General features: G+C 72.0%; 17 protein-coding genes. 3 read left to right on the top strand and 14 right to left on the bottom strand.

The features are described from left to right. Positions 1-8: 8 nt before the first annotated feature. The 8 genes from NBW76_RS09815 to NBW76_RS09780 all read right to left on the bottom strand — a co-directional run bounded on the left by NBW76_RS09815 (position 9) and on the right by NBW76_RS09780 (position 9,133). On the bottom strand, positions 9-857 hold the full coding sequence (locus NBW76_RS09815; RefSeq protein WP_082481959.1) for a shikimate dehydrogenase: 849 nt from the start codon (positions 855-857) through the stop codon (positions 9-11). After that, positions 850-1,980, bottom strand: coding sequence for an endolytic transglycosylase MltG (mltG, locus tag NBW76_RS09810; protein WP_056555032.1), 1,131 nt, complete (start codon positions 1,978-1,980; stop codon positions 850-852). Before mltG ends, NBW76_RS09815 begins: the two co-directional genes overlap by 8 nt. A gap of 7 nt (positions 1,981-1,987) precedes the next feature. Further along, positions 1,988-2,434, bottom strand: coding sequence for a Holliday junction resolvase RuvX (ruvX, locus tag NBW76_RS09805; RefSeq protein ID WP_055970447.1), 447 nt, complete (start codon positions 2,432-2,434; stop codon positions 1,988-1,990). A gap of 10 nt (positions 2,435-2,444) precedes the next feature. Further along, the gene (gene alaS / locus NBW76_RS09800; protein WP_056555035.1) at positions 2,445-5,123 is read right to left on the bottom strand and encodes an alanine--tRNA ligase; all 2,679 of its coding nucleotides are present in this window, start codon (positions 5,121-5,123) and stop codon (positions 2,445-2,447) included. Further along, on the bottom strand, positions 5,123-5,413 hold the full coding sequence (locus NBW76_RS09795) for a DUF6167 family protein (RefSeq protein WP_055970452.1): 291 nt from the start codon (positions 5,411-5,413) through the stop codon (positions 5,123-5,125). Before NBW76_RS09795 ends, alaS begins: the two co-directional genes overlap by 1 nt. Next, positions 5,410-5,931: a hypothetical protein gene (locus tag NBW76_RS09790; protein WP_056555038.1), complete on the bottom strand. Its 522-nt coding sequence runs from the start codon at positions 5,929-5,931 to the stop codon at positions 5,410-5,412. Before NBW76_RS09790 ends, NBW76_RS09795 begins: the two co-directional genes overlap by 4 nt. 69 nt (positions 5,932-6,000) lie before the next feature. Continuing rightward, positions 6,001-7,632 (bottom strand): carboxypeptidase regulatory-like domain-containing protein, encoded by a 1,632-nt coding sequence (locus NBW76_RS09785; RefSeq protein WP_056555041.1) that lies wholly within the window; start codon positions 7,630-7,632, stop codon positions 6,001-6,003. A 94-nt stretch (positions 7,633-7,726) separates the two neighbouring features. Beyond that, positions 7,727-9,133 (bottom strand): replication-associated recombination protein A, encoded by a 1,407-nt coding sequence (locus NBW76_RS09780; RefSeq protein WP_055970459.1) that lies wholly within the window; start codon positions 9,131-9,133, stop codon positions 7,727-7,729. A gap of 75 nt (positions 9,134-9,208) precedes the next feature. Here NBW76_RS09780 and NBW76_RS09775 point away from each other — a divergent pair, with 75 nt between their 5' ends. Both NBW76_RS09775 and NBW76_RS09770 read left to right on the top strand, forming a co-directional pair. Beyond that, positions 9,209-10,231 (top strand): DUF695 domain-containing protein, encoded by a 1,023-nt coding sequence (locus tag NBW76_RS09775; protein ID WP_156364812.1) that lies wholly within the window; start codon positions 9,209-9,211, stop codon positions 10,229-10,231. Between the two features lie 67 nt (positions 10,232-10,298). Next, on the top strand, positions 10,299-10,607 hold the full coding sequence (locus tag NBW76_RS09770; RefSeq protein WP_055970463.1) for a putative quinol monooxygenase: 309 nt from the start codon (positions 10,299-10,301) through the stop codon (positions 10,605-10,607). 22 nt (positions 10,608-10,629) lie between these two features. Here the strand turns inward: NBW76_RS09770 and aspS are convergent, their stop codons facing one another. Genes aspS through NBW76_RS09755 form a run of 3 tightly spaced genes read right to left on the bottom strand, consistent with a single transcriptional unit; the run spans position 10,630 to position 14,520 of the window. Further along, a complete protein-coding gene (gene aspS, locus NBW76_RS09765) occupies positions 10,630-12,417 on the bottom strand; it encodes an aspartate--tRNA ligase (protein WP_056555048.1) in 1,788 nt (595 codons plus the stop codon). Further along, positions 12,414-13,820 carry a histidine--tRNA ligase gene (gene hisS, locus NBW76_RS09760; RefSeq protein ID WP_055970467.1) on the bottom strand — a complete coding sequence of 469 codons (1,407 nt, stop codon included), beginning with the start codon at positions 13,818-13,820 and terminating at the stop codon, positions 12,414-12,416. The genes aspS and hisS overlap by 4 nt, the downstream gene beginning before the upstream one ends. Before the next feature lies 1 nt (position 13,821). Beyond that, positions 13,822-14,520, bottom strand: a complete 699-nt coding sequence (locus NBW76_RS09755; protein WP_056555050.1) for an MBL fold metallo-hydrolase — start codon at positions 14,518-14,520, stop codon at positions 13,822-13,824. A 117-nt stretch (positions 14,521-14,637) separates the two neighbouring features. On the opposite strand from NBW76_RS09755, the gene NBW76_RS09750 reads away from it, so the two are divergent. Continuing rightward, a complete protein-coding gene (locus NBW76_RS09750) occupies positions 14,638-15,873 on the top strand; it encodes a DUF349 domain-containing protein (RefSeq protein ID WP_055970472.1) in 1,236 nt (411 codons plus the stop codon). Between the two features lie 936 nt (positions 15,874-16,809). On the opposite strand, the gene NBW76_RS09745 is transcribed toward NBW76_RS09750, so the two are convergent. The 3 genes from NBW76_RS09745 to NBW76_RS09735 form a co-directional block, all read right to left on the bottom strand. After that, positions 16,810-18,384 carry an alkaline phosphatase gene (locus NBW76_RS09745; RefSeq protein ID WP_056555052.1) on the bottom strand — a complete coding sequence of 525 codons (1,575 nt, stop codon included), beginning with the start codon at positions 18,382-18,384 and terminating at the stop codon, positions 16,810-16,812. A 77-nt stretch (positions 18,385-18,461) separates the two neighbouring features. Next, the gene (locus NBW76_RS09740) at positions 18,462-20,795 is read right to left on the bottom strand and encodes a bifunctional (p)ppGpp synthetase/guanosine-3',5'-bis(diphosphate) 3'-pyrophosphohydrolase (protein WP_200914577.1); all 2,334 of its coding nucleotides are present in this window, start codon (positions 20,793-20,795) and stop codon (positions 18,462-18,464) included. A gap of 200 nt (positions 20,796-20,995) precedes the next feature. Then, positions 20,996-21,520, bottom strand: coding sequence for an adenine phosphoribosyltransferase (locus NBW76_RS09735; RefSeq protein WP_056555055.1), 525 nt, complete (start codon positions 21,518-21,520; stop codon positions 20,996-20,998). Between the last annotated feature and the right edge of the window lie 2 nt (positions 21,521-21,522).

Raw genomic sequence — 21,522 nt, 5'->3', positions numbered from 1 at the left:
CCGCAACCCTAGGGCACGTCGCGCGCGGCCGACAGCTCCGCGAGCGCGGCGTCGCGCAGCACGTCGACCTCGACCCGCGAGCCCGTCATGAGGGCGAGCTGCAGCACGGCCTGGTGGGCCAGGAGGTCGAGCCCGGACACCGCAGGACGGTCGGCCTGCTGCGCCGCGAGCAGCAGGCGGGTCGGCCACGGGTCGTAGACGACGTCGAAGACCGCGGCGGCGGACTCGACCAGCTCGTGCGACCGGGCACCGGCCGCGTCCTCCGGCACCGTGGAGACGAGCAGGTCCGCGACGTCGACGAAGGGGGCGTCGCTCGAGCGCACGACCACCTCGAGCCCGGCCGAACGCGCCGATGCCGCGGTCGTCTCGGCCCGCGCCACGTCGCGGACGACCAGCTCCATCCGGCGGGCACCCAGCCCCACCACGGCGTGGGCGACCGACGACGCCGTGGCACCCGCGCCGAGGACACGCACGAGCGGCACGTCGGCGATGCCGGCCTCCTGCAGCGCAGCGAGCGTGCCGGGCACGTCGGTGTTGTCGGCGCGGACCACGCCGTCGGCCAGCAGCAGGGTGTTCGCCCCACCCGCGGCGGCGGCGACGTCGGAGACGTCGTCCGCCAGCTCGAGCGCGTCACGCTTGTGCGGGGCGGTCACGGCGAGGCCGCGCCACGTGGGGTCGAGGCGCTCGACCCACGCACCGAGTCCCGCCGGCTCGACGTCGACCGCGTCGAACGTCCAGTCCAGGCCGAGCTCGGCGTAGGCCGCACGGTGCATGACCGGCGAGAGGGAGTGCGCGACCGGGTGGCCCACCACCGCACAGCGGCGACGAGCGGGCCGCCCGGTGCGCGGGTCAGCCACCACAGGAGCCGGCGCCGTAGACCTTCTGGCAGTCGGCGTTGTGCTGGGCGAAGTCGGTGTTGAAGATCGTGACGCCCTCCTTGTCGGCGAAGAAGTACAACCAGTCGCCGTCGGCGGGGTTGAGGGCCGCCTCGATGGTCTTCTCGCCCGGTGAGCCGATCGGACCGGGCGGCAGCCCGGTGTTCTGGTACGTGTTGTACTCCGACGGGTTCGCACGCTCCTCCGGCGTGGTCCACACGTCGCCCTCCCGCTGGCTCACGTACGAGACCGTGGAGTCCAGCTGCAGCGGCATGCCGTCCTCGAGCCGGTTGAAGAGCACCCGGGCCACCTTGGGGTAGTCCTCGTCGCGGGCCGCCTCGTACTCCAGGATGCTCGCCATCGTGAGGACGTCCTCCTTCGACAGCCCGAGGGCCTTGGCACGGGCGTCGATGTCGAGGTCGGCCTCGACCTCGAGGGTCTTCTTGACCATCTGCTGCATCAGCTCGAGCGCCGTGGTGCCGGGCTCGACGGTGTAGGTCGCCGGGAAGAGGTAGCCCTCGGGGTTGCCGTTGGCGCCCTCGGGCAGGCCGAGGTCCTTCGGGTCGTCGAGGACCGCGGTGACCTCGTCCTCGCTGATCTCCGAGCCGGCGGCGATCGCCTTCACGATCTGGCCCACCCGCGAGCCCTCGGGGATGGTGACCTTGCCCTCGACCCGGTTGCTCGCGTCGGTGAGCTCACGCATCGCCCACTCCGCCGACATCTTGCGCCGCAGCTGGTAGAAGCCGGGCTGGATGGTCGCGAAGCGCTCGTCGTTCAGCGAGAGCTGGTAGAACGCCTCGGCGCTGGCCACGACGTCCTGCTTCGCCAGGATCGACGCCATCGCCTGGCCGTCCGACCCGGCGGGGATCTCGACGACGACCTCACCGCTACCCTGGCCGGAGTAGTCCTCCGGTCCGTTCAGGTACGAGCCGGCCTTGTCCCACACGACCTTGCCGGCGAAGACCAGGCCGGCCAGGACCACGAGCACCAGCAGGATGCGTCCCCAGCGGGGTCCGCGCTTGCGGGGGGCACGCCGGCCGCCGGCCTTGGTGGCGCGTCGCCCACCACTGTCGGCGCCCAGGATGTCGAGTCCGCTGTCACTCACGTCGACCTCAGATCGTCTCGCCCGGGGCCGATCCCCGGGTCCGTTCGGTGTCCAGGGCGGTCTGCAGGATGACCGTGGCCGCAGCCTGGTCGATCACCGAGCGTCGAGACCGCCCTGACCGCCCGCCCTCGCGGAGCAGGCTGTCCGCAGTCATCGTAGACATCCGCTCGTCGAACAGCCGGACAACCGTGGGCGCGACCGTGTCGGCGAGAGCGCGGGCGAACACCCGCACCTTCGCCGCAGCAGGACCCTCGCGCCCGCTCAGCGACACCGGGAGACCGACCACGAGCTCCAGCGCGTCGACCTCGGAGGCGAGGGCGGAGAGCCGGCCGATCGCGTCGGGTCCGGCGGCCACCGTCTCCAGCGGCGTGGCCACGAGCCCGTCGGGGTCGCACACGGCCACGCCGATGCGGACGTCGCCGACGTCGACACCGAGTCGACGTCCCCTCCTCATCGGACCTGCCTCACCGAGAGACCGTCTCGCGCACGGCCTCGACGACCGCCCCGAACGCAGCGTCGATCCCGCCGACGTCGGTGCCTCCGCCCTGCGCGACGTCGGGCTTACCGCCGCCCTTGCCGCCGATGCGCTCACCGACGACCCCCACCAGCGTGTTGGCCGAGAGCCCGCGCTCCTGCGCTGCGGGCGTGACGGCCACGACCACGGAGGGCCGGTCGTTCGCGGTCCCGACGACCACCACCACGGCGGGCCGGTCCTGCAGGCGGCCGCGGACGTCGAGGGCGAGCGACCGGACGTCGCCCCCTCCGACACCCTCGGCACGGTGCGTCACGACGGAGACCCCGTCGACGTCGGCCGCGGCAGCGGCGATGTCGCCGGCCGCTCCCTGGAGCTGCGCGGTCCTGAGCTTCTCGAGCTCCTTCTCGGTGGCCTTGAGCCGTGCCACGAGGTCGCCGACCCGCGCCGGCACCTCCTCCGGCCGCGCCTTGAGCACGTCGGTGAGCTGCAGCACGAGGTCGCGCTCCTTGGCCAGGTACGCGAAGCCCTCGATGCCGGTGAGCGCCTCGATGCGACGGTTGCCGGCGCCGACCGAGCCGTCCGAGGTGATGACGACGGTGCCGATCTGACTGGACCGCTCCACGTGGGTGCCACCGCAGAGCTCACGCGACCAGGGACCGCCGATCTCGACCACGCGCACCTGCTCGCCGTACGTCTCGCCGAAGAGCGCGAGGGCGCCCCACTCGCGGGCCTCGGGCAGGGTCATGTACTGGGCCGAGACGAGCAGGTCCTCGCGCAGCGCCCGGTTCGACACGTGCTCGACGTCGTGCAGCTGCTCGGGCGACAGCGCCCCGTTCCAACCGAAGTCGAGACGCAGGTAGCCGGGTCGGTTGTACGAGCCCGACTGCAGCGCGGTGGGGCCCAGCACCTCGCGCAGCGCCGCGTGCACGACGTGCGTGCCCGAGTGCGCCTGACGCGCTCCGGTGCGCCACTCCCGGTCGACGTCGGCCGAGACCGTCTCGTCGACGACGAGCTCGCCCTCGAGCACGCGCACCTGGTGGACGACCAGGCCCTTGATGGGCCGCTGCACGTCGAGGACCTCGGCGCTGCCTCCCCCGCCCGACGTCCACGTGATGGTGCCGGCGTCGGCGTTCTGGCCGCCGGACTCCGCGTAGAACGGCGTCCGGTCCAGGACGACCTCGCCCACGCTCCCCGCACCGAGCGCAGGCGTCGCTGCGCCCTCGCTCAGCAGCGCGAGGACCCGAGACTCCGTCGACAGGGTCGTGTACGCCTGCCAGTCGGTCGGACCGTTCGCGTCGAGGGCCGCGCGGTACGCCGTGGTGTCGGCGTGGACGCCCTTCTTGGCCTTCGCGTCGGCCTTCGCCCGGGCCCTCTGCTCGGCCATGAGCGACCGGAACCCCTCGGCGTCGACCGTGAGGCCCTGCTCCTCGGCCATCTCGAGCGTCAGGTCGATCGGGAAGCCGTAGGTGTCGTGCAGCGTGAACGCCGCCGAGCCGGACAGGCCGCTCCCGCCCTCGGCCTTCACCTTCTGCGCCGCGACGTCGAAGATCTGCGTCCCCTTGCCGAGGGTGGACCGGAACGCGTCCTCCTCGGCGTAGGCGACCTGGGAGATGCGGGCGAAGTCGGCCTCGAGCTCAAGGTACGACGCCTTCATCCGGTCCTTGCTGACCGGGAGCAGCTCGGGCAGGGCGGGGTCCTCGAAGCCCAGCAGACGCATGGACCGCACCGCGCGCCGCAGCAGGCGCCGCAGCACGTAGCCGCGCGCCTCGTTGCCGGGGGTCACGCCGTCGCCCATCAGCATGAGCCCGCTGCGCACGTGGTCGGCCACGACCCGGAACCGGACGTCGTCCTCGTGATTCGCGCCGTAGGCCCGTCCGGTCAGCTCGGACGCGCGCTCGATGACGGGGTACACCTCGTCGATCTCGTAGAGGTTCTGCTTGCCCTGCAGCAGGTAGGCGACGCGCTCCAGGCCCATCCCGGTGTCGATGTTCTGGCTCGGCAGCGGGCCCACGACGTCGAACTGGTCCTTGGCGCGGACGTTGGTGATCTCCTCCTGCATGAACACGAGGTTCCAGATCTCCAGGAAGCGGTCCTCGTCGACGACCGGGCCGCCGTCGGGCCCGTGCTCGGGGCCGCGGTCGATGTAGATCTCGCTGCACGGGCCGCCAGGACCGGCGACCCCCATGTGCCAGTAGTTGTCGAGCAGACCCCGGTCCTGGATCCGCTCGTCGGGCAGGCCCGCGACGGACTTCCAGAGCGCGCGGGACTCGTCATCGCCCTCGAGCACCGTGACCCACACCCGGTCGGCGTCGAAGCCGAAGCCCCCGTCGTCGACGTGGCCGGTCACCAGGCGCCAGGCGTGGGTGATCGCACCTTCCTTGAAGTACTGGCCGAAGCTGAAGTTGCCGTTCATCTGGAAGAACGTGCCGTGCCGCGTGGTCTTGCCGACCTCCTCGATGTCGAGGGTGCGCACGCACTTCTGGACGCTGGTGGCGGTGCCGTAGGGCGGCGTCTCCTGGCCGAGGAAGTACGGCTTGAACGGCACCATGCCCGCGTTGACGAACAGCAGGTTGGGATCGTCCAGCAGCAGCGGGGCCGAGGGCACCACGGTGTGCCCGGCGGCCTCGAAGTGCTCGAGGAATCGGCGCCGGATCTCTGCGGTCTCCATCAGGGGTGGTCTCTCTCGTCGGTGAGCTCGGGGCGGTCCGCGGCTGGTTGGTCCGCGGCCGTGACCTCGAGCGAGGGTCGGGGTGGCGTGATCTGGTCGGCGAGCCGGGACTCGGCGGTGGACATCCCGTCGCGGACCTCGTCGGCGAAGGCCCGCCACCCGGTGCCGAGCGCGGCGGCCTGGTCGATGAGTCCGGGCATCGAGACCCGGTAGGCGGCCCGCCGGGCCTTGGCGCTGGCGTAGACCCCCACGGCCGAGCCGGCGACGAACCAGACGGCGCGGGGCTTCATCGCTCCCCCAGCCACTGGTCCGAGGGCGTCGGCGGTGCCGTGGAGGCGTGGGCCGCACGAGCGGCCCGGCGTCCGGCCCGGAGCCGGTCACGTCGGCGGTTCCTGTACTCCCGGCGCATCAGGGCGCCGATCCGGTCGCGGCTCTCGGGCCTCAGGGCGTGAGCCACACCCTGGACGACCACGGCGAACCGGACCTGCGGTCGGCTGAGCGCGGCCTCGACGACCTGGTCCTGGGTGGGCGGCACGACGACCCGACCCTCGACGACGCGAGGTTCCAGCACCGCGGGCCGCACCGCGAGCGCGGTGGTGTCCTCGTGCTGCGCCGCCGGCGCAGCCGGACGCTGCACCGACGCCGGTCGAGGCGCCGTGTCCTGGTCGGCCGCAGGTCCGGGGGCCGGAGCCACGGCACCGGCCGAACGGGCGACCCGGCGTGCGGCCACGACCGCCACGACCGCGGCCGCCACGGTCACGACCGCGAGGACCGCGGTGGCGACGAGGACGGCGACGTCGGCGGACATGACCTCGAGGTTACTAGGGACGGGTGCGGCGTCGCCGCGCGCGGGGACGGTCCCGCCACCGGACGGGCCTCAGTACCGAGGGTCGGCGTAGAAGACGATCCGCGACTTCGTCCGCTTGACCACGTGGACTCCGCGGGGGTGCTTCTGGCCACCGCCCGCCGACACGTTGCCCTCGATGGTCCAGACGTGGCTGCTCGAGACCTTGGTGACGATGCCGACGTGCGACGGGGTGCCCTTGCTGAAGTAGCCGATGTACGCCAGCCGTCCGACCTTCGCGGTCTGCGAGGTCCGACCGCGCTTGCGCTCGGCGTCCAGGAGCTTCTTGTACGACGTGGCCTTGATGATCGAGCCGGGCTTGCCCCCGGCGTGCGCGAGCCACGAGACGAAGAACCCGCACCACGGGTCGTAGCGTCCCGTCCGCCCGACCCACTTGTTGTACTTGCTCTTGCGCGGGGACGGCTCGCGGTAGCCGACCTGGGAGCGCGCCACGGCGAGCAGGTCCGCGGCCCCGAGCGTCGACGAGACGGCCGACGTCAGCGTGTCCTTGGCCTTGCTGTTGGTGTAGATCGCGCCGGTACGGAACTGCTGGAGGCATCCGCCCTCGGGCAGACCGCAGCGCACGTCGCCGGTGGGCCCACCCAGGGAGCCTCCTGCACCGCCCCGTGCGGACAGCTCGGACGTCAGTCGTCCCCGGACGACCCACGTGCGGCCGCCGGACTGGATCAGGACGCCCTTCGTGTACCCGCGCCACGACCGACCGCTGCCGGTGTGGGTGCCCGTGCGTCGTTCGCCGAGGAGGAAGGCGAGGGACGCCTCCCGCGACAGCAGCGTCCGCTCCCCCGTGCCGATGCGGACCGTCTGCTTCGCCGAGTAGCGCGTGCCGCTGACCTGCGCGCGGTAGGTCCCGGCGCGACGGTCGGCGGGCGACCAGGTGAACCAGCCGTAGGCGTTGGTCCGCACGGTGGCCACCTTGGTGCGACCCGAGCCGGCGTAGCGGTACAGCGCGACCGTGACACGCGGCTGGGGCTTGCCGGCGGTGGTCAGCACCCGTCCGCGCAGCCAGAAGTTCTCGCGGGTCAGCACCCGGGTCCCGAAGCCGTTGTTGACGAGCAGGCTCACCCAACGACCCGCTTGGACGACGACGGTCGCCTCGGCGGACCGGGATCCGGCATGGGTCCCGGTCTCCTGCAGCTCGGCGCGCAGCCGGTACGTTCCCGCCCGCAGACCGCTGAGGGCGTAGGTCGCGGCACCCGAGGTCCCCGTGGTCACGTCGACCGAGGTGTCGCTCGCACCGTCGGCGACCACCCTCACCCGGGCGCCGGCCAGCGGCTCGCCGTCGGCAGTCACCCGGACGGTCCCGCGTGCAGGCTCCTGGGGCGACGTGGTGCCGGCGGCGCGCTCGAGCACGACCGTCGTGGGGACGAGGTCCGGCGTCGGCGGCGGCTCGTCCGCCTGGGGCGTGGGCTCGGTGCCGTCGATCGTGGCACCCGGCTCGGACTCCTCGGTGGTCCCGGGCTCGACGGGGACGGCCGCCTCCTCGGGGTCCGACGACTCGTCGCTCGTCGTCGGGGTCGACGCGGGGGCCGAGGTGGGCGGGGCCGGCGTGGACTCCGCGGCGGCAGGGACGACGCCGGCCACGAGCGCCAGCGAGGGCACGAGGCAGAGGACTGCGAGGCGCGCGCGACGGCGGGCGTGAACCATGGAGGTCTCCGAGACAGGACGAGAAGGTTGCCTCACTGTCACACGAGGACGGCACCGGCGCCACTGGTTCGCCGCAGCGGTCCCGTCGAGCCGCTCAACGGTCGCGCAGGATGGCGCGGATGCGCGCGAGTCGCTCGGCGACGGCTGCCTCGGCTCCGTGGCGTCCGGGCTCGTAGTAGTCGCGGCCGTCGACGTCGTCGGGTGCGTACTGCTGGGTGACGACACCGCGCGGGTCGTCGTGCGCGTAGCGGTAGTCGTGCCCGTGGCCGAGCTTCTTGGCACCTGCGTAGTGCGCGTCCCGCAGCGCCGGCGGGACGGCACCCACCCGGCCGGCGCGGACGTCGGTCTGGGCGGCGTTGATGGCCTGGACCACGGCGTTCGACTTCGGGGCCGTGGCCAGGTGGATCACGGCCTGGGCCAACGGGATGCGAGCCTCGGGGAACCCGATCATGGCGACGGCCTGGGCCGTGGCCGTGGCCACGGGCAGCGCCGTGGGGTCGGCCATGCCGATGTCCTCGCTGGCGTGGATCATCAGCCGCCGGGCGATGAAGCGCGGGTCCTCCCCCGCCTCGATCATGCGAGCGAGGTAGTGCAGGGCGGCGTCGACGTCGGACCCGCGGATGCTCTTGATGAAGGCGCTCGTGACGTCGTAGTGCTGGTCACCCTGCCGGTCGTAGCGCACCGCCGCCTTGTCGACCGCGAGCGCCGCGTCGTCGACCGTGACCTCGATGCGACCCTGGCTGAGCGTGGCACCGGCGGCGGCCTCGAGGTAGGTGAGGACACGTCGGCCGTCGCCCCCGGCGAGCCGGACGAGGTGGTCGCGGGCGTCGTCACTCAGGGAGACCGCCCCACCGAGACCGCGGGGGTCCTCGACCGCCCGGTCGATCATGGTGGCGACGTCGTCGTCGTCGAGCGACTGCAGGGTCAGCAGGAGCGAACGGCTGAGCAGCGGCGAGATGACGCTGAAGTGGGGGTTCTCCGTGGTGGCGGCCACGAGCGAGACCCACCGGTTCTCGACCCCGGGCAGGAGCGCGTCCTGCTGGGCCTTGGAGAAGCGGTGCACCTCGTCGACGAACAGCACGGTCTCGACGCCGTTCTGCAGGGCCCGGCGAGCACCGGCGATGACGTCGCGGACCTCCTTGACCCCCGCCGAGACGGCCGAGACCTCCATGAAGCGCCGGTTCGTGTGGTTGCTGATGAGCGAGGCGATCGTGGTCTTGCCGGTGCCCGGCGGGCCCCACAGCAGGATGGTGAGCGGCTGGTCGCCGTCGATCACCTGCCGCAGGGGCGATCCGGGGGTGAGCAGGTGCTGCTGGCCCACCAGCTCGTCGAGCGTGCGCGGACGCATGCGCACCGCCAGCGGCGCCGAGGAGTGAGCGTTGCCGGCGAGCGAGCCCGACGAGTCGGTTCCGTTCGCCGCCCACGGCCCGGCACCCCCGCCGGACCGCGCCGTCGGACGGTCGTCCGCCGCAGGAAGGTCGAACAGTCCGTCGTCGCTCACCCCACGAGCCTAGTCACCGACGCCGACACCCCCGGACGCCGTGCCCGTCGGGGCCCATGGGCCAGGCTGGTGATCATGGGCCTGTTCTCACGACCTTCTCCCGACGACGACGCTCCACCGGCGCCGACTCCCGTCGGCGCCTTCTGGGGCTGGTGGGCCGACGACGGCCGGCACCTCGACCCGGCGCAGGCCGGGCCCGAGCACGCGGCCCTCGACGGACTTCTCTCCGCGATCGACCCCGACCTGACGTGGCACCTCGGTCCCGGCCGCTCCGCCGAGCACCGGTTGACCGTCTCCGCCGGCGGGCTCGCAGCGGCGCGCCCGGCCGCGGAGCGCTGGTTCCGGGCCGCTCCCCCTGCGGACACGACGTGGGAGTACGCGCCCGCGGTCGAGGCCGACCCCGCGGCGTTCGGCGCCGTCCTGGAGGTCGACGGGGCCGCGGTCGACCTCTCGGCGGTCGTGCTCCACGTCGAGACCGACCTCGAGGACCTCCGCGTGCATGTCGGCGTGCACCATCCGGCCTTCGCCGACCTCCCGGAACGGGTGCACGGCCCCGTCACCTTCATGGTGCTCGACTGGGCGCTCGGCGAGGACGACGTGGCGCGCTGGGTCGGGAGGGTCGAGCCGTCGACCACCGCCCCGGCGTCGCCCCGGTCCGTCGACGACCTGCGGGCCGCAGTGGCGGTCTGCACCGCCGAGCGTGACCCCGACGCGTGGTCCGCGCTGTCCGGCCAGGACGCCGAAGGACGCCCGGTGTTCGCGCTCGCCCGGACGGGTGCCCGCTGGATCGACCGGCCGACGCTCGACCTGCACCACGCGCTCACCGCGACCTTCGCACCCGACGAGCGTGGTCTCCCCTCGCCGGGGGACCTCGGCCGCCTGCAGGCGCTGGACGACTCGCTCGCGGCGACGATGGAGCCGCGCGGACTGGTGCTGGCGAACGTGACCACGAACGGCACCCGCACGTTGCACGTCTACACCGACGGCGAGGACCAGAACGCCGCCGACGACGTCACGCGCTGGGCCGATGACCACGGCCTCCGGGCCGCGAGCACACCCGATCCGGGGTGGACACGGGTCAGGCACCTGCTCGGCTGAGGGGCAGGCACCTCCGGGTCGTCCGCTCGCCGAGGTCCTGTCGGTGGCGGCCCCTAGCGTTCGCCGCATGAGTCACGGACTGTTCCTCAGGCACCAGGCAAGACCCGGTCGACGACCCGAGCTGGTCGCCGCGTGGGAGGCGCACATGCCGGACGCCGTCGCTGCGAACCCCCACCACGAGGCGTACGTCTACACCGAGGTGGCCGGCGACCCGGACGCCGTGATGGTCTACCAGCAGTACACGGACGCCGAGCACGCCGCCGCGTTCCTGCACGACCCGGCCTACCTCGCGTACCTCGCCGCGTCCGAGCACCTGCTCGCTGCACCACCCGTGGTCACGGTGGTGGCTCCTCGCTGGTCCAAGCACGTCGGCTGACGCGTCCGGGCCCCGGCCGGTCTCAGGCCGTGGTGTCGACCTCGTCGTCCTCGGGCTCCGGCCCCTCTTCGTCTGGCACTGCGTCGACGCCGGCCTCCTTGCGCTGCTCCGGCGTGATGGGGGCCGGGGCGGCGGTGAGGGGGTCGTAGCCGCCACCGGACTTCGGGAAGGCGATGACGTCGCGGATGGAGTCCGTGCCCGCCAGCAGGCCGACGGTGCGGTCCCACCCGAACGCGATGCCGCCGTGCGGCGGGGCGCCGAAGGCGAAGGCGTCGAGCAGGAAGCCGAACTTCTCCTGCGCCTCCTCCTCGCCGATGCCCATGATCTCGAAGACGCGCTTCTGCACGTCGGGACGGTGGATACGGATGGACCCGCCACCGACCTCGTTGCCGTTGCACACGATGTCGTAGGCCTGGGCGATCGAGCTGCCCGGATCGGCCAGCGTGGCCGGGTCCTGGGGCGCCGTGAAGGCGTGGTGCACGGCGGTCCACTCGCCACCTCCCACGGCGACGTCGCCGGAGTCGAGGTCGCTCACCGCCTCGAACATCGGCCAGTCGACGACGAAGCAGAACGCCCACGCCGACTCGTCGATGAGGTTCTCCCGGCGGGCGATCTCGATGCGCGCGGCACCGAGCAGCTGGCGCATCTGCTTGACCGGACCGGCCGAGAAGTAGATGGCGTCGCCGGGCTTCGCTCCGACGGCGTCCGCCAGTCCGTCGCGCTCGGCCTCGGACAGGTTCTTGGCGACGGGGCCGCCGAGCGTCCCGTCCTCGCCGACGAGCACGTAGGCCAGACCACGCGCACCGCGCTGCTTGGCCCACTCCTGCCAGCCGTCGAGCGTGCGGCGTGCCTGCGAGCCACCGCCGGGGTGCACCACGGCACCGACGTACGGAGCCTGGAACACCCGGAACGGGGTGTCCTTGAAGTAGTCGGTCAGCTCGACGAGCTCGAGGTCGAAGCGCAGGTCGGGCTTGTCGGAGCCGTAGCGACGCATCGCGTCGGCGTACGTGATGCGCGGGAACGGGCGCGGGAGCTCGACGTCGATGAGCTTCCAGAGCTCGGCGTAGACCTCCTCCGCCAGGGCGATCACGTCGTCCTGGTCGACGAAGCTCATCTCGATGTCGAGCTGGGTGAACTCCGGCTGACGGTCGGCACGGAAGTCCTCGTCGCGGTAGCAGCGCGCGATCTGGTAGTACCGCTCCAGGCCGCCGACCATGAGCAGCTGCTTGAACAGCTGGGGGCTCTGCGGCAGGGCGTACCAGCTGCCGGGGCGCAGGCGCGCGGGCACGAGGAAGTCGCGTGCGCCCTCGGGCGTGGAGCGGGTGAGGGTGGGCGTCTCGACCTCGACGAAGTCGTGACGCTCCAGCACCTGACGGGCCACGGCGTTGACCTTGCTGCGCAGCCGGATGGCGTGGGCAGGGGCGGGCCTGCGCAGGTCGAGGTAGCGGTAGCGCAGACGCGCCTCCTCCCCCACCTCCACGTGCTCGTCGATCGGGAACGGCAGCGGAGCCGACGCGCTGAGGATCTCGACGTCGCTCGCGATGACCTCGATCTCGCCGGTGGGGATCGCGGCGTTCTCGTTGCCCTCGGGACGCTTCTCGACGGTGCCGACGATCTTCAGGCAGAACTCCGAGCGGAGCTGGTGGGCGACCTCCTCGCGCACCACCACCTGCACGACGCCGCTGGCCTCGCGCAGGTCGATGAATGCGACGCCGCCGTGGTCGCGTCGGCGCGCGACCCATCCGGCGAGGGTGACCTGGTCGCCGACGTTGGCGGCGGTCAGGCTTCCGGCGTCGTGGGTGCGGATCACGGCGAGGTCTCCTTCGAGAGGGGGGTCCCGACGACGGTGGGCGTCAGGTCGTGAGCGGGGGGCGTCCAGGTGTCGGGGTCGACCTCGACCTGGTCGCCGGTGCGGATGTCCTTGACACTAGGCGGTTCGCCCGGGAAGAGGACGTACGGGATGCCGCGGCGCTCGGCGGTGCGGATCTGCTTGCCGAACTTCTGCGCGGCGGCGGACACCTCGGTGGGGATGCCACGGGCGCGCAGCCGCTGCGCGAGAGCGTCGCTCGCGGCGCGTGACGCCTCGTCGGTCACCGCGACGAGCACGGCGGACGGGACGGGCCGGCTGCTCGTGAGCCCGTCGGCGACGAGGGGCACCAGCAGCCGCGAGAGTCCGAGCGAGATGCCGACGCCCGGGTACGTGCGCTTCCCGTCGGAGGCGAGCTCGTCGTAGCGGCCGCCGGAGCACACGGAGCCGAGCTGCTCGTGGCCGCTCATGCGGGTCTCGAAGACCGTGCCGGTGTAGTAGTCCAGGCCTCGGGCGATGCGGAGGTCGGCGGTGACCCGGACGCCCTCGACGTCGGCGCACGCGGCCACCACGGAGGCGAGCTCGTCGAGGCCCTCGTCGAGCAGCGGGTGCTGCACGCCCAGCGCGCGGACACGCTCCACGAACGAGGTGTCCTCGGTGCTGATCTCGGCGAGCGCGAGGCAGGCCCGTGCGGAGGCGTCGTCGAGACCGGCCTCGGCCAGGAGCTCCAGGACCTTCTCGCCCGGCAGCTTGTCGAGCTTGTCGACGACCTGCATGACGGCGGTCGGCGTGGCCACCCCGAGCCCGAGGTAGAAGCCCTCGAGCACCTTGCGGTTGCTCACCTGGAGCGTGAACAGCTCCTCCGGAGCCGCCCGGAGCCCGGCACCCCCGCCGGGGGTCGCCCCCGCGCCGAGACCGAGGACCGACGCCACGGCCGCCAGTGCCTCGGCCATCACCCGCGCGACCTCGACGTCGGCGTGGAAGGGCAGGGTGCCGTCGCCGACGATGTCGATGTCGGCCTGGGTGAACTCACGGAACCGACCCTGCTGCGGTCGCTCGCCCCGCCAGACCTTCTGGATCTGGTAGCGCCGGAACGGGAACTCCAGCTTGCCGGCGTTCTCGACCACGTAGCGCGCGAACGGGACGGTGAGGTCGAAGTGCAGGGCGAGCGCGTCGGACCGCGACGACGACGCTCCTGGGGAGGCGTCGTCGTGGATGCGACGCACGACGTAGACCTCCTTGTCGATCTCGCCCTTGCGCAGCAGCGTCTCGACCGGCTCGACCGCCCGCGTCTCCACGTTGGCGAAGCCGTGCAGCTCGAACACGCGACGCAGGGCGTCGGTGACGGCCAGCTCGACCGCACGGTCGGCGGGCAGGAGCTCGGGGAACCCGCTCAGCTTCGCCACGTCAGGCCTCCTTCAGCTCGGACAGGAAGGGGTTGGTGGCCCGCTCACGTCCGATGGACGTCTGCGGCCCGTGCCCGGGGAGCACGACGACGTCGTCCGGCAGCGGGAGGATGCGCTCGCGCAGGCTGGTGAGCATCTGGTCGTGGTCACCGCCGGTGAGGTCGGTCCTGCCGATCGACCCGGCGAACAGGAAGTCGCCGGAGAACATCACCTGCGACACATCCTCGGGACCGTCCCAGTCCACCCGGTAGTAGACGGTGCCCGGGGTGTGCCCGGGCACGTGGTCGACGCTGATCCGCAGCCCGTCGACCTCCACCACCGCACCGTCGACCGCGTCGCGGACGTCGTCGGGCTCGCGGAACTCCGGCAGGTCGTCGAGGCCGAACTGGGCGCGCAGCATCGCCGCCGACGGTCCGGAGATCGCGGCCATGGGGTCGGCCAGGAGGTGCCGGTCGGCGGGGTGGATCCACACCGGTGCTTCGAGCTCGCGGGCGACGTCCTGCGCGCACCACATGTGGTCGAAGTGGCCGTGGGTGATGAGCACGGCGTCGACCGTCAGCCGGTGCTCGGCGACGACCTGGCGCACGCCCTCGATCGAGTCCATGCCCGGATCGACGACGGCGCAGCCGGTGCCGGGACCTCGGGCCACGACGTAGCAGTTGGCCTGGAGCGGGCCGGCGGGGAAGGACGTGAGCAGCACGCACCACAGGGTACGCGGGGCTGCGACGTCGGATCGCCCGGCGGTTCGTCCGCGGCGGCGACGCCCAGGCGATGCCGGGGTGGTCACGCCCAGGTGGTGTCCTCCTAGACTGTCGCCATGACCTCTGCCGCCGAGCATCCGTGGGGCCGCGTCGACGCCGAAGGAAGGGTCTTCGTCAAGACCGGTGACTCCGAGCGCGAGATCGGCGAGTGGAAGGTGGGAGAACCTGCCGAGGGTCTCGCCTTCTACGTCCGCCGCTTCGAGGGCCTCGAGACCGAGGTCGACCTGCTGGAGAAGCGCCTGACCACCGGTGCGCTGTCGCCCGACGAGGCGGCCAAGGCCGTCGCCAAGGTGCGCGGCGAGGTGGCCGACGCCGCCGCGATCGGCGACCTCGCGTCGCTCGACGCGCGCCTGGACGCGCTCGCTCCCGCGATCGAGAAGCAGCGCGAGGAGCGTCGGGCCGAGCGGGAGGCCAAGGTGGCCGAGGCGAGCGTGGCCAAGACCCGCATCGTCGAGGAGGCCGAGAAGATCGCCTCGGGCCAGGACTGGCGCGCCGGGGCCGACCGGCTCCGTGCCCTCCTGGAGGAGTGGAAGGCGCTCCCCCGCCTCAGCAAGTCCGCCGACGACGAGCTGTGGCACCGCTTCAGCGCCGCCCGCACCTCGTTCACGCGCAAGCGCAAGACGCACTTCGCCGAGCAGAACACCCAGCGCGAGGCGGCGCAGAAGGTCAAGGAGAAGCTGATCGTCGAGGCTGAGGCCTTGTCGTCCTCGACCGAGTGGGGTCCGACGTCGGGCAAGTACCGCGACCTCATGACCGAGTGGAAGAAGGCGGGCTCCGCCCCGCGCAACGTCGAGGACAAGCTCTGGAAGCGGTTCCGAGCCGCCCAGGACGTGTTCTTCCAGGCCCGCGACGCCGCGAACGCCGCGCTCGACGAGGAGTTCGCCGCCAACGCCGTGGTCAAGGAGCAGATCCTGGTCGAGGCCGAGGCGCTGCTGCCGATCACCGACCTCGACGCCGCCCGCAAGGCGCTGCACGACATCGCCGACCGCTGGGAGGCCGCCGGCAAGGTCCCGCGTGGCCGGGTCAAGGAGCTCGAGGGGCGTCTGCGCACGGTCGAGCAGGCCGTACGTGCCGCCGGTGAGCAGGAGTGGAAGCGCTCGGACCCGGAGAAGTCGGCCCGCGCCGACGACATGATCGGCAAGCTTCAGCGCGCCATCGACGAGACCCGCGAGTCCCTCGCCAAGGCCGAGGCCGCCGGCGACGCCCGCAAGGTGAAGGACCTGACGCAGAAGCTGGAGTCGAACGAGTCGTTCCTCGCGATGGCCCAGAAGGCCGCGTCCGACTACAGCTGAGCTGGGCGTCGGCTGGGTTGTCGGCGCGGCCGGGTCACGCAGGATTCTGCGTTCGCGCGCGTCCGCTCGATGGATGGTGCCATTGCGCCCCAGCCGCTGCTGCGCTGCTGCTGGTGGGTCGTTCGTTGCTGCTGCGCTCCTGCTGGTGGGTCGTTCCTTGCGGCTGCGTCGCTGTGGCTGCGAGTGGACCTGCTCTCCGAAAGGGCCTCGACCGGCGGACGGGTCCGGGCTCGGGTGAGCTTTCGGAGCGCGGCTCGGGTGGACGCAAGGTTCTGCGTTCGTGCGTGGGGGGTCGAAGGATGCTGCGTTCGTGGTCGGATCCCGTCGTGAACGCAGCATCGTTCGGGCTACCGCGCGCGAAGGCAGAATCCTGCGTCCGCCGGGGGCGCCGGTGCGCGGCGGGTGGGCAGGGATTCTTCCTCTGCGTGGGACGGTCCACGAGAAGGGAGAATCCCTGCCCGTTCGGGGCCCTTTTCGTCGCCACGATGCTTCCTTCGCGAGGCACGGTCCACGCGAAGGAAGCATCGTGCGTGAATCCCGCGCAGAAGGAGAATCGAGGCCGCGCCCCGCAGACCCACCCGAGCCCAGACTCACCGCTCCGGTCAAGGCCCTTTCGGAGACCGACCCGCCTCGCAGCCTCAGCGACGCAGCAGCAAGCGAGGACCCAGCCACGCCCCACAAACCCACCCGAGCCCAGACTCACCGCCCCGGTCAAGGCCCTCTCGGAGACCGACTCGACTCGCAGCCACAACGACGCAGCAGCAAGCGAGAACCCAGCCACACCCCGCAGACCCACCCGGCCCAGTCCCACCGCTCCGGTCGAGGCCCCTTTCGGAGACCACCCCGACTTGCAGCCACAGCGACGCAGCAGCAAGCGTTGACCCGGCCGCACGAGGCGACGAAGCCGGACGGCTCACCCGAGGGACGAGAGCCGACTCAGCGACGCTGCGCCTCCAACGTGCGTGAGTACAGGCCCCGGCCCTCGACGTCGCGCAGCGTGACCGTCAGGGCACGGGTGCGGGCGTCGATCTCGACCTCGCCGAAGAACTGGTAGCCGCCGGCGGGACCGGTGTTCGCCACGGGCGGGGCGCTCACGAACTCGGCGCGCGGTCCGAAGGTGTCGTCGAGCGCGTTCGGACCGAAGGCACCGGCGTTGAGCGGCCCGGAGACGAACTCCCAGAACGGGTCGAACCTCTGGTAGCTCGCGCGGTCGGGCGAGTAGTGGTGGGCGGCGGTGTAGTGCACGTCCGCCGTCAGCCACACGTGGTTGCGGATGCCCGCGTCCTGGAGCGCGGTGAGCACCCGCGCGACGTCCTGCTCGCGACCGAGAGGAGCACCGGGGTCGCCCTGGGCGATGCCCTCCTGCGCCGCCGCGCCGTCGGGCACCACGAGGCCGATCGGCAGGTCGGCCGCGATCACCTTCCAGGTGGCGCGCGACGCACGGAGCTCGCGGACCAGCCACCGAGTCTGCTCCTCCCCCAGCACGCCGCCGTCGCGTCGGGTCTCGTCGTTGGCGGTGTTGGGGTCCTTGCGCGTGCGCATGTCGAGCACGAACACGTCGAGCAGCGGACCCTGGTGCAGCACGCGGTAGACGCGCCCCACGCGGTCGGGCGAGATCTCGGCCACCGGCACGTAGTCGTGGAAGGCGCGGCGGGCACGCGAGGCGAGCACGTCCACCCGACGCTCGGTGTACCGCGGGTCGTCGAGCACCTCGCCGGGGTACCAGTTGTTGGTCACCTCGTGGTCGTCCCACTGGGTCACCTGGGCGGTGCTCGCCAGGAAGGCCCGCCAGTTGTCGGCCTCGAGGTTGTAGCGGTACTGGCCGCGGAACTCGGCCAGGGTCTCGGCGACCTTCTCCTTCTCCGGGGTCACGAGGTTCCTCCAGGTGCGCCCGTCCGGCAGCGTGACCGTGGGCTGCAGCGGCCCGTCGGCGTAGACGGTGTCACCGCTGCACAGGAAGAAGTCGGCGTCACGCCGCGCCATCGCGTCGGCGATGCGGTAGCCCCCGTACTCGGGGTTGGCACCCCACCCCTGCCCCGCGACGTCTCCGGACCACAGGAAGCGGACGTCCCGTCGGGACCCGCCGAGCGTGCGCAGGCGGCCGGCTACCGGACGTCCGGAGCGCCGCGGGTCGTGCAGGTCGACGGCACGCACGCGGTAGTGCACGTCGGAGCCCGGCGGGAGGCCGCGCACGGCCCACTGCCCGGTCAGGTCGGTCTCGGGCGTCACGCGCGGTCCCTGCACGGTCACGGCACGCCGGAAGGACGGGTCGCGCGAGATCTCGGCCACGAGACGCGCCGGACGGTCCGCACGCCCCCACAAGGTCGCCTGGCCGGCGTGCACGTCACCGGCCTGCACACCGTGCGTGAGCTCCGGCCTGCCGCGACGCACCAGTGTCGGTACGCCACGCGCCGACGCGGGACCGCCGCCGAGCAGCACCCCGCCGGTCGTGAGTGCGGCCAGGGCCGCGGAACGGACGGCGGTGCGACGGTCGATCTCCCCCGAGGTCATGGCCCGAGCGTCACGGAGCGAAGCGACGAGCGGGTGACCACCCGGTGACCACCGAGCGGCCGGTCACCCCGCCGACGTCACTGCGTGACGCGGTAGACGTCGAAGACGCCCTCGATGGTGCGGACGGCCGCGAGCACGTGGTCGAGGTGCTTGGGGTCGCCCATCTCGAAGCTGAACTTGCTCTTGGCCACTCGGTCGCGCCCGGTGGAGAGCGCGGCGGACAGGATGTTCACGTGCTGGTCGGAGATGATCCGCGTGATGTCGCTCAGCAGACGAGGCCGGTCGAGCGCCTCCACCTGGATCGCCACGAGGAACGTGCTGTGCGCGTTGGGCGCCCACTGGACCGGGACCAGCCGCTCGGGCTGCGACCTCAGCGACTGCAGGTTGACGCAGTCCCTGCGGTGCACCGACACGCCGGAGCCACGCGTCACGAAGCCCTCGATCACGTCGCCCGGGACCGGGGTGCAGCAGCGTGCGAGCTTGACCATCACGTCGCCCGAGACGCCTTCGACCAGCACGCCTGCCTGGCCGTCGGCCCGCTGGCGGCGCGAGCCGCTGCCGGGGATGACGGTGGCCTCCGCGAGGTCCTCCTCGGCACCGTCGCGCCCGCCCGAGAGGGAGATGACCCGCTCCACCACGTTCTGCGCGCCGACGTTGTTCTCCCCCACCGCGGCGTAGAGCGCCGACACGTCGGGCAGGTTGAGGTCCTTGGCGATCGCGTCGAGCGTGTCGTGCTTGAAGATGCGGTGCAGCGGCAGGTTCTCCTTGCGCATCTGCTTGGCGATGAGGTCACGACCGCGCTCGATCGCCTCCTCGCGACGCTCCTTGGTGAACCACTGCCGGATCTTGTTGCGGGCTCGCGGGCTCTTGACGAACTCGAGCCAGTCGCGGCTGGGTCCGGCGTCCTGCGACTTGGACGTGAAGACCTCCACCACGTCACCGGTCTTGAGCTCGGACTCCAGCGACACCAGACGTCCGTTCACGCGTGCACCGATGCAGGCGTGACCGACCTCGGTGTGCACGGCGTAGGCGAAGTCGACGGGCGTGGCCTCGGCCGGGAGCTGGATCACGTCGCCGCGCGGCGTGTACGCATACACGCCGACGCTGTTCATCTCGAAGCGCAGGTTGTCGAGGAAGTCGACGGAGTCCTCGGTCTCGGACTGCCACTGGACCAGCTCGCGCAGCCAGGCCATGTCGTCGCTGCCGGGGCTGGCACCCTTGGCCGTGGACGGGTTCGCGCTCCCGTCCTCCTTGTACTTCCAGTGCGCCGCCACGCCGTACTCGGCGCGACGGTGCATGGCACGGGTGCGGATCTGCAGCTCCACCGGCTTGCCCTGCGGACCGATCACCGACGTGTGCAGCGACTGGTACATGTTGAACTTCGGGACCGAGATGTAGTCCTTGAAGCGGCCGGGGATGGGGTTCCACCGGGCGTGCAGGACGCCGAGCACGCCGTAGCAGTCGGCCACGGTGTCGACGAGGATCCGGACGCCGACGAGGTCGAAGATGTCGGTGAACTCGCGCTCGCGCACCAGCATCTTCTGGTAGATCGAGTAGTAGTGCTTGGGGCGGCCGCTGACGGTCGCCTTGATCTTGGCGTGGCGCAGGTCGGACTCGACGTCGCCGATCACGCGCTCGAGGAACTGCCCCCGCGACGGTGCCCGGTCGGCCACGAGGCGCACGATCTCGTCGTAGACCTTGGGGTGCAGGGTCGCGAACGCGAGGTCCTCGAGCTCCCACTTGATGGTGTTCATGCCCAGCCGGTGGGCCAGGGGGGCGAAGATCTCGACCGTCTCGCGCGCGATCCGCTCCTGCTTGTCCTGCCGCAGGTAGCGCAACGTGCGCATGTTGTGCAGGCGGTCGGCGAGCTTGATGACGAGGACCCTGATGTCGCGACTCATCGCCACGACCATCTTGCGGATCGTCTCGGACTGCGCGGAGTCGCCGTACTTGACCTTGTCGAGCTTGGTCACGCCGTCGACGAGCAGGGCCACCTCGTCGCCGAAGTCAACGCGGAGCTTGTCGAGCGTGTAGGGCGTGTCCTCCACCGTGTCGTGCAGGAGCGCCGCGCACAGGGTGGGACCGGTCATGCCCAGCTCGGCCAGGATGGTGGACACCGCGAGCGGGTGGGTGATGTAGGGGTCGCCGCTCTTGCGGGTCTGCCCCTCGTGCATGCGCTCGGCGATCTCGTACGCCTTGCGGATGACGTCGACGTCGGCCTTGGGGTGGTTCTCGCGGTACACCGCGAGCAAGGGGTCGAGCACCGGGTTCTGCGGCGTCGACCGGCCCCCGATGCGGGCCAGGCGGCTGCGCACGCGGGCACCGGCCGGTGCCTGGTCGACGCGGGCAGGTTCCGGCGGCGCAGCCGTCTCGGCGGCTCCGCCGTGGTCGGTGTCGATGCGCTCAGCCACTCAGTGCTCCTGTCGTGCCTTCCATCGTAGGACAGGCCCGATCACCGCGGTCACGGGACGGACCCGACCTCAGAGCAGGACGTCGAGCAGCGTGGCCGCGGCGCCGAGCACCAGGATCGCGACGAGCACGAGGGCGATGGTTCGGGTGTGACGGGGGTTCATGGGTGTCCTGACGGATCGCGGGGTCGACGAGCGAGGGGTCAGTAGCGGCGCAGGCTGACGAGCGGCGTGCCGGCGAGCACGTCCCGGCCACCGAGCGCGCCGATCTCGAGGACCACGACGTTGCCGACGACGGTGCTGCCGCACGCCGCCACGAGCTCGCCGGCCGCGACCAGCGTGCCCCCGGTGGCGAGCACGTCGTCGACGACGACCACCCGGGCACCGGGCGCCAGGGCGTCGGTGTGGATCTCGAGCGTGGCCTCGCCGTACTCCAGCGCGTACGTGGCGCTGTGGGTGTCGGCCGGCAGCTTGCCCTGCTTGCGGACCGGGACGAAGCCGACGCCGAGCTCGAGGGCCAGCGGTGCGCCGAAGATGAAGCCACGCGCCTCGACACCCACGACGACGTCGGGATCGAGGTCGCGCACGGCGTCGCGCAGGGCCGCCGACACGGCCGAGAAGGCCTCGTGGTTCGACAGCAGGGGCGTGACGTCACGGAAGGTGACGCCCTGCGCCGGCCAGTCCTCGACCGGCCGGACGCAGGCGTCGATGGCCGTGGCCGCGTCCATGG

The organism is Aeromicrobium sp. Leaf245 (assembly GCF_942548115.1).
GTDB lineage: Bacteria > Actinomycetota > Actinomycetes > Propionibacteriales > Nocardioidaceae > Aeromicrobium.
This window is presented reverse-complemented; position numbering and strand designations above follow the sequence as displayed.

What these genes read in the sequence shown, in the direction of transcription:
- ruvX (WP_055970447.1), bottom strand. Translation starts at nt 2,434, where the DNA reads ATGAGGAGGGGACGTCGACTCGGTGTCGACGTCGGCGACGTCCGCATC.
- alaS (WP_056555035.1), bottom strand. Translation starts at nt 5,123, where the DNA reads ATGGAGACCGCAGAGATCCGGCGCCGATTCCTCGAGCACTTCGAGGCC.
- NBW76_RS09795 (WP_055970452.1), bottom strand. Translation starts at nt 5,413, where the DNA reads ATGAAGCCCCGCGCCGTCTGGTTCGTCGCCGGCTCGGCCGTGGGGGTC.
- NBW76_RS09790 (WP_056555038.1), bottom strand. Translation starts at nt 5,931, where the DNA reads ATGTCCGCCGACGTCGCCGTCCTCGTCGCCACCGCGGTCCTCGCGGTC.
- NBW76_RS09785 (WP_056555041.1), bottom strand. Translation starts at nt 7,632, where the DNA reads ATGGTTCACGCCCGCCGTCGCGCGCGCCTCGCAGTCCTCTGCCTCGTG.
- NBW76_RS09775 (WP_156364812.1), top strand. Translation starts at nt 9,209, where the DNA reads ATGGGCCTGTTCTCACGACCTTCTCCCGACGACGACGCTCCACCGGCG.
- NBW76_RS09770 (WP_055970463.1), top strand. Translation starts at nt 10,299, where the DNA reads ATGAGTCACGGACTGTTCCTCAGGCACCAGGCAAGACCCGGTCGACGA.
- NBW76_RS09750 (WP_055970472.1), top strand. Translation starts at nt 14,638, where the DNA reads ATGACCTCTGCCGCCGAGCATCCGTGGGGCCGCGTCGACGCCGAAGGA.
- NBW76_RS09745 (WP_056555052.1), bottom strand. Translation starts at nt 18,384, where the DNA reads ATGACCTCGGGGGAGATCGACCGTCGCACCGCCGTCCGTTCCGCGGCC.
- NBW76_RS09735 (WP_056555055.1), bottom strand. Translation starts at nt 21,520, where the DNA reads ATGGACGCGGCCACGGCCATCGACGCCTGCGTCCGGCCGGTCGAGGAC.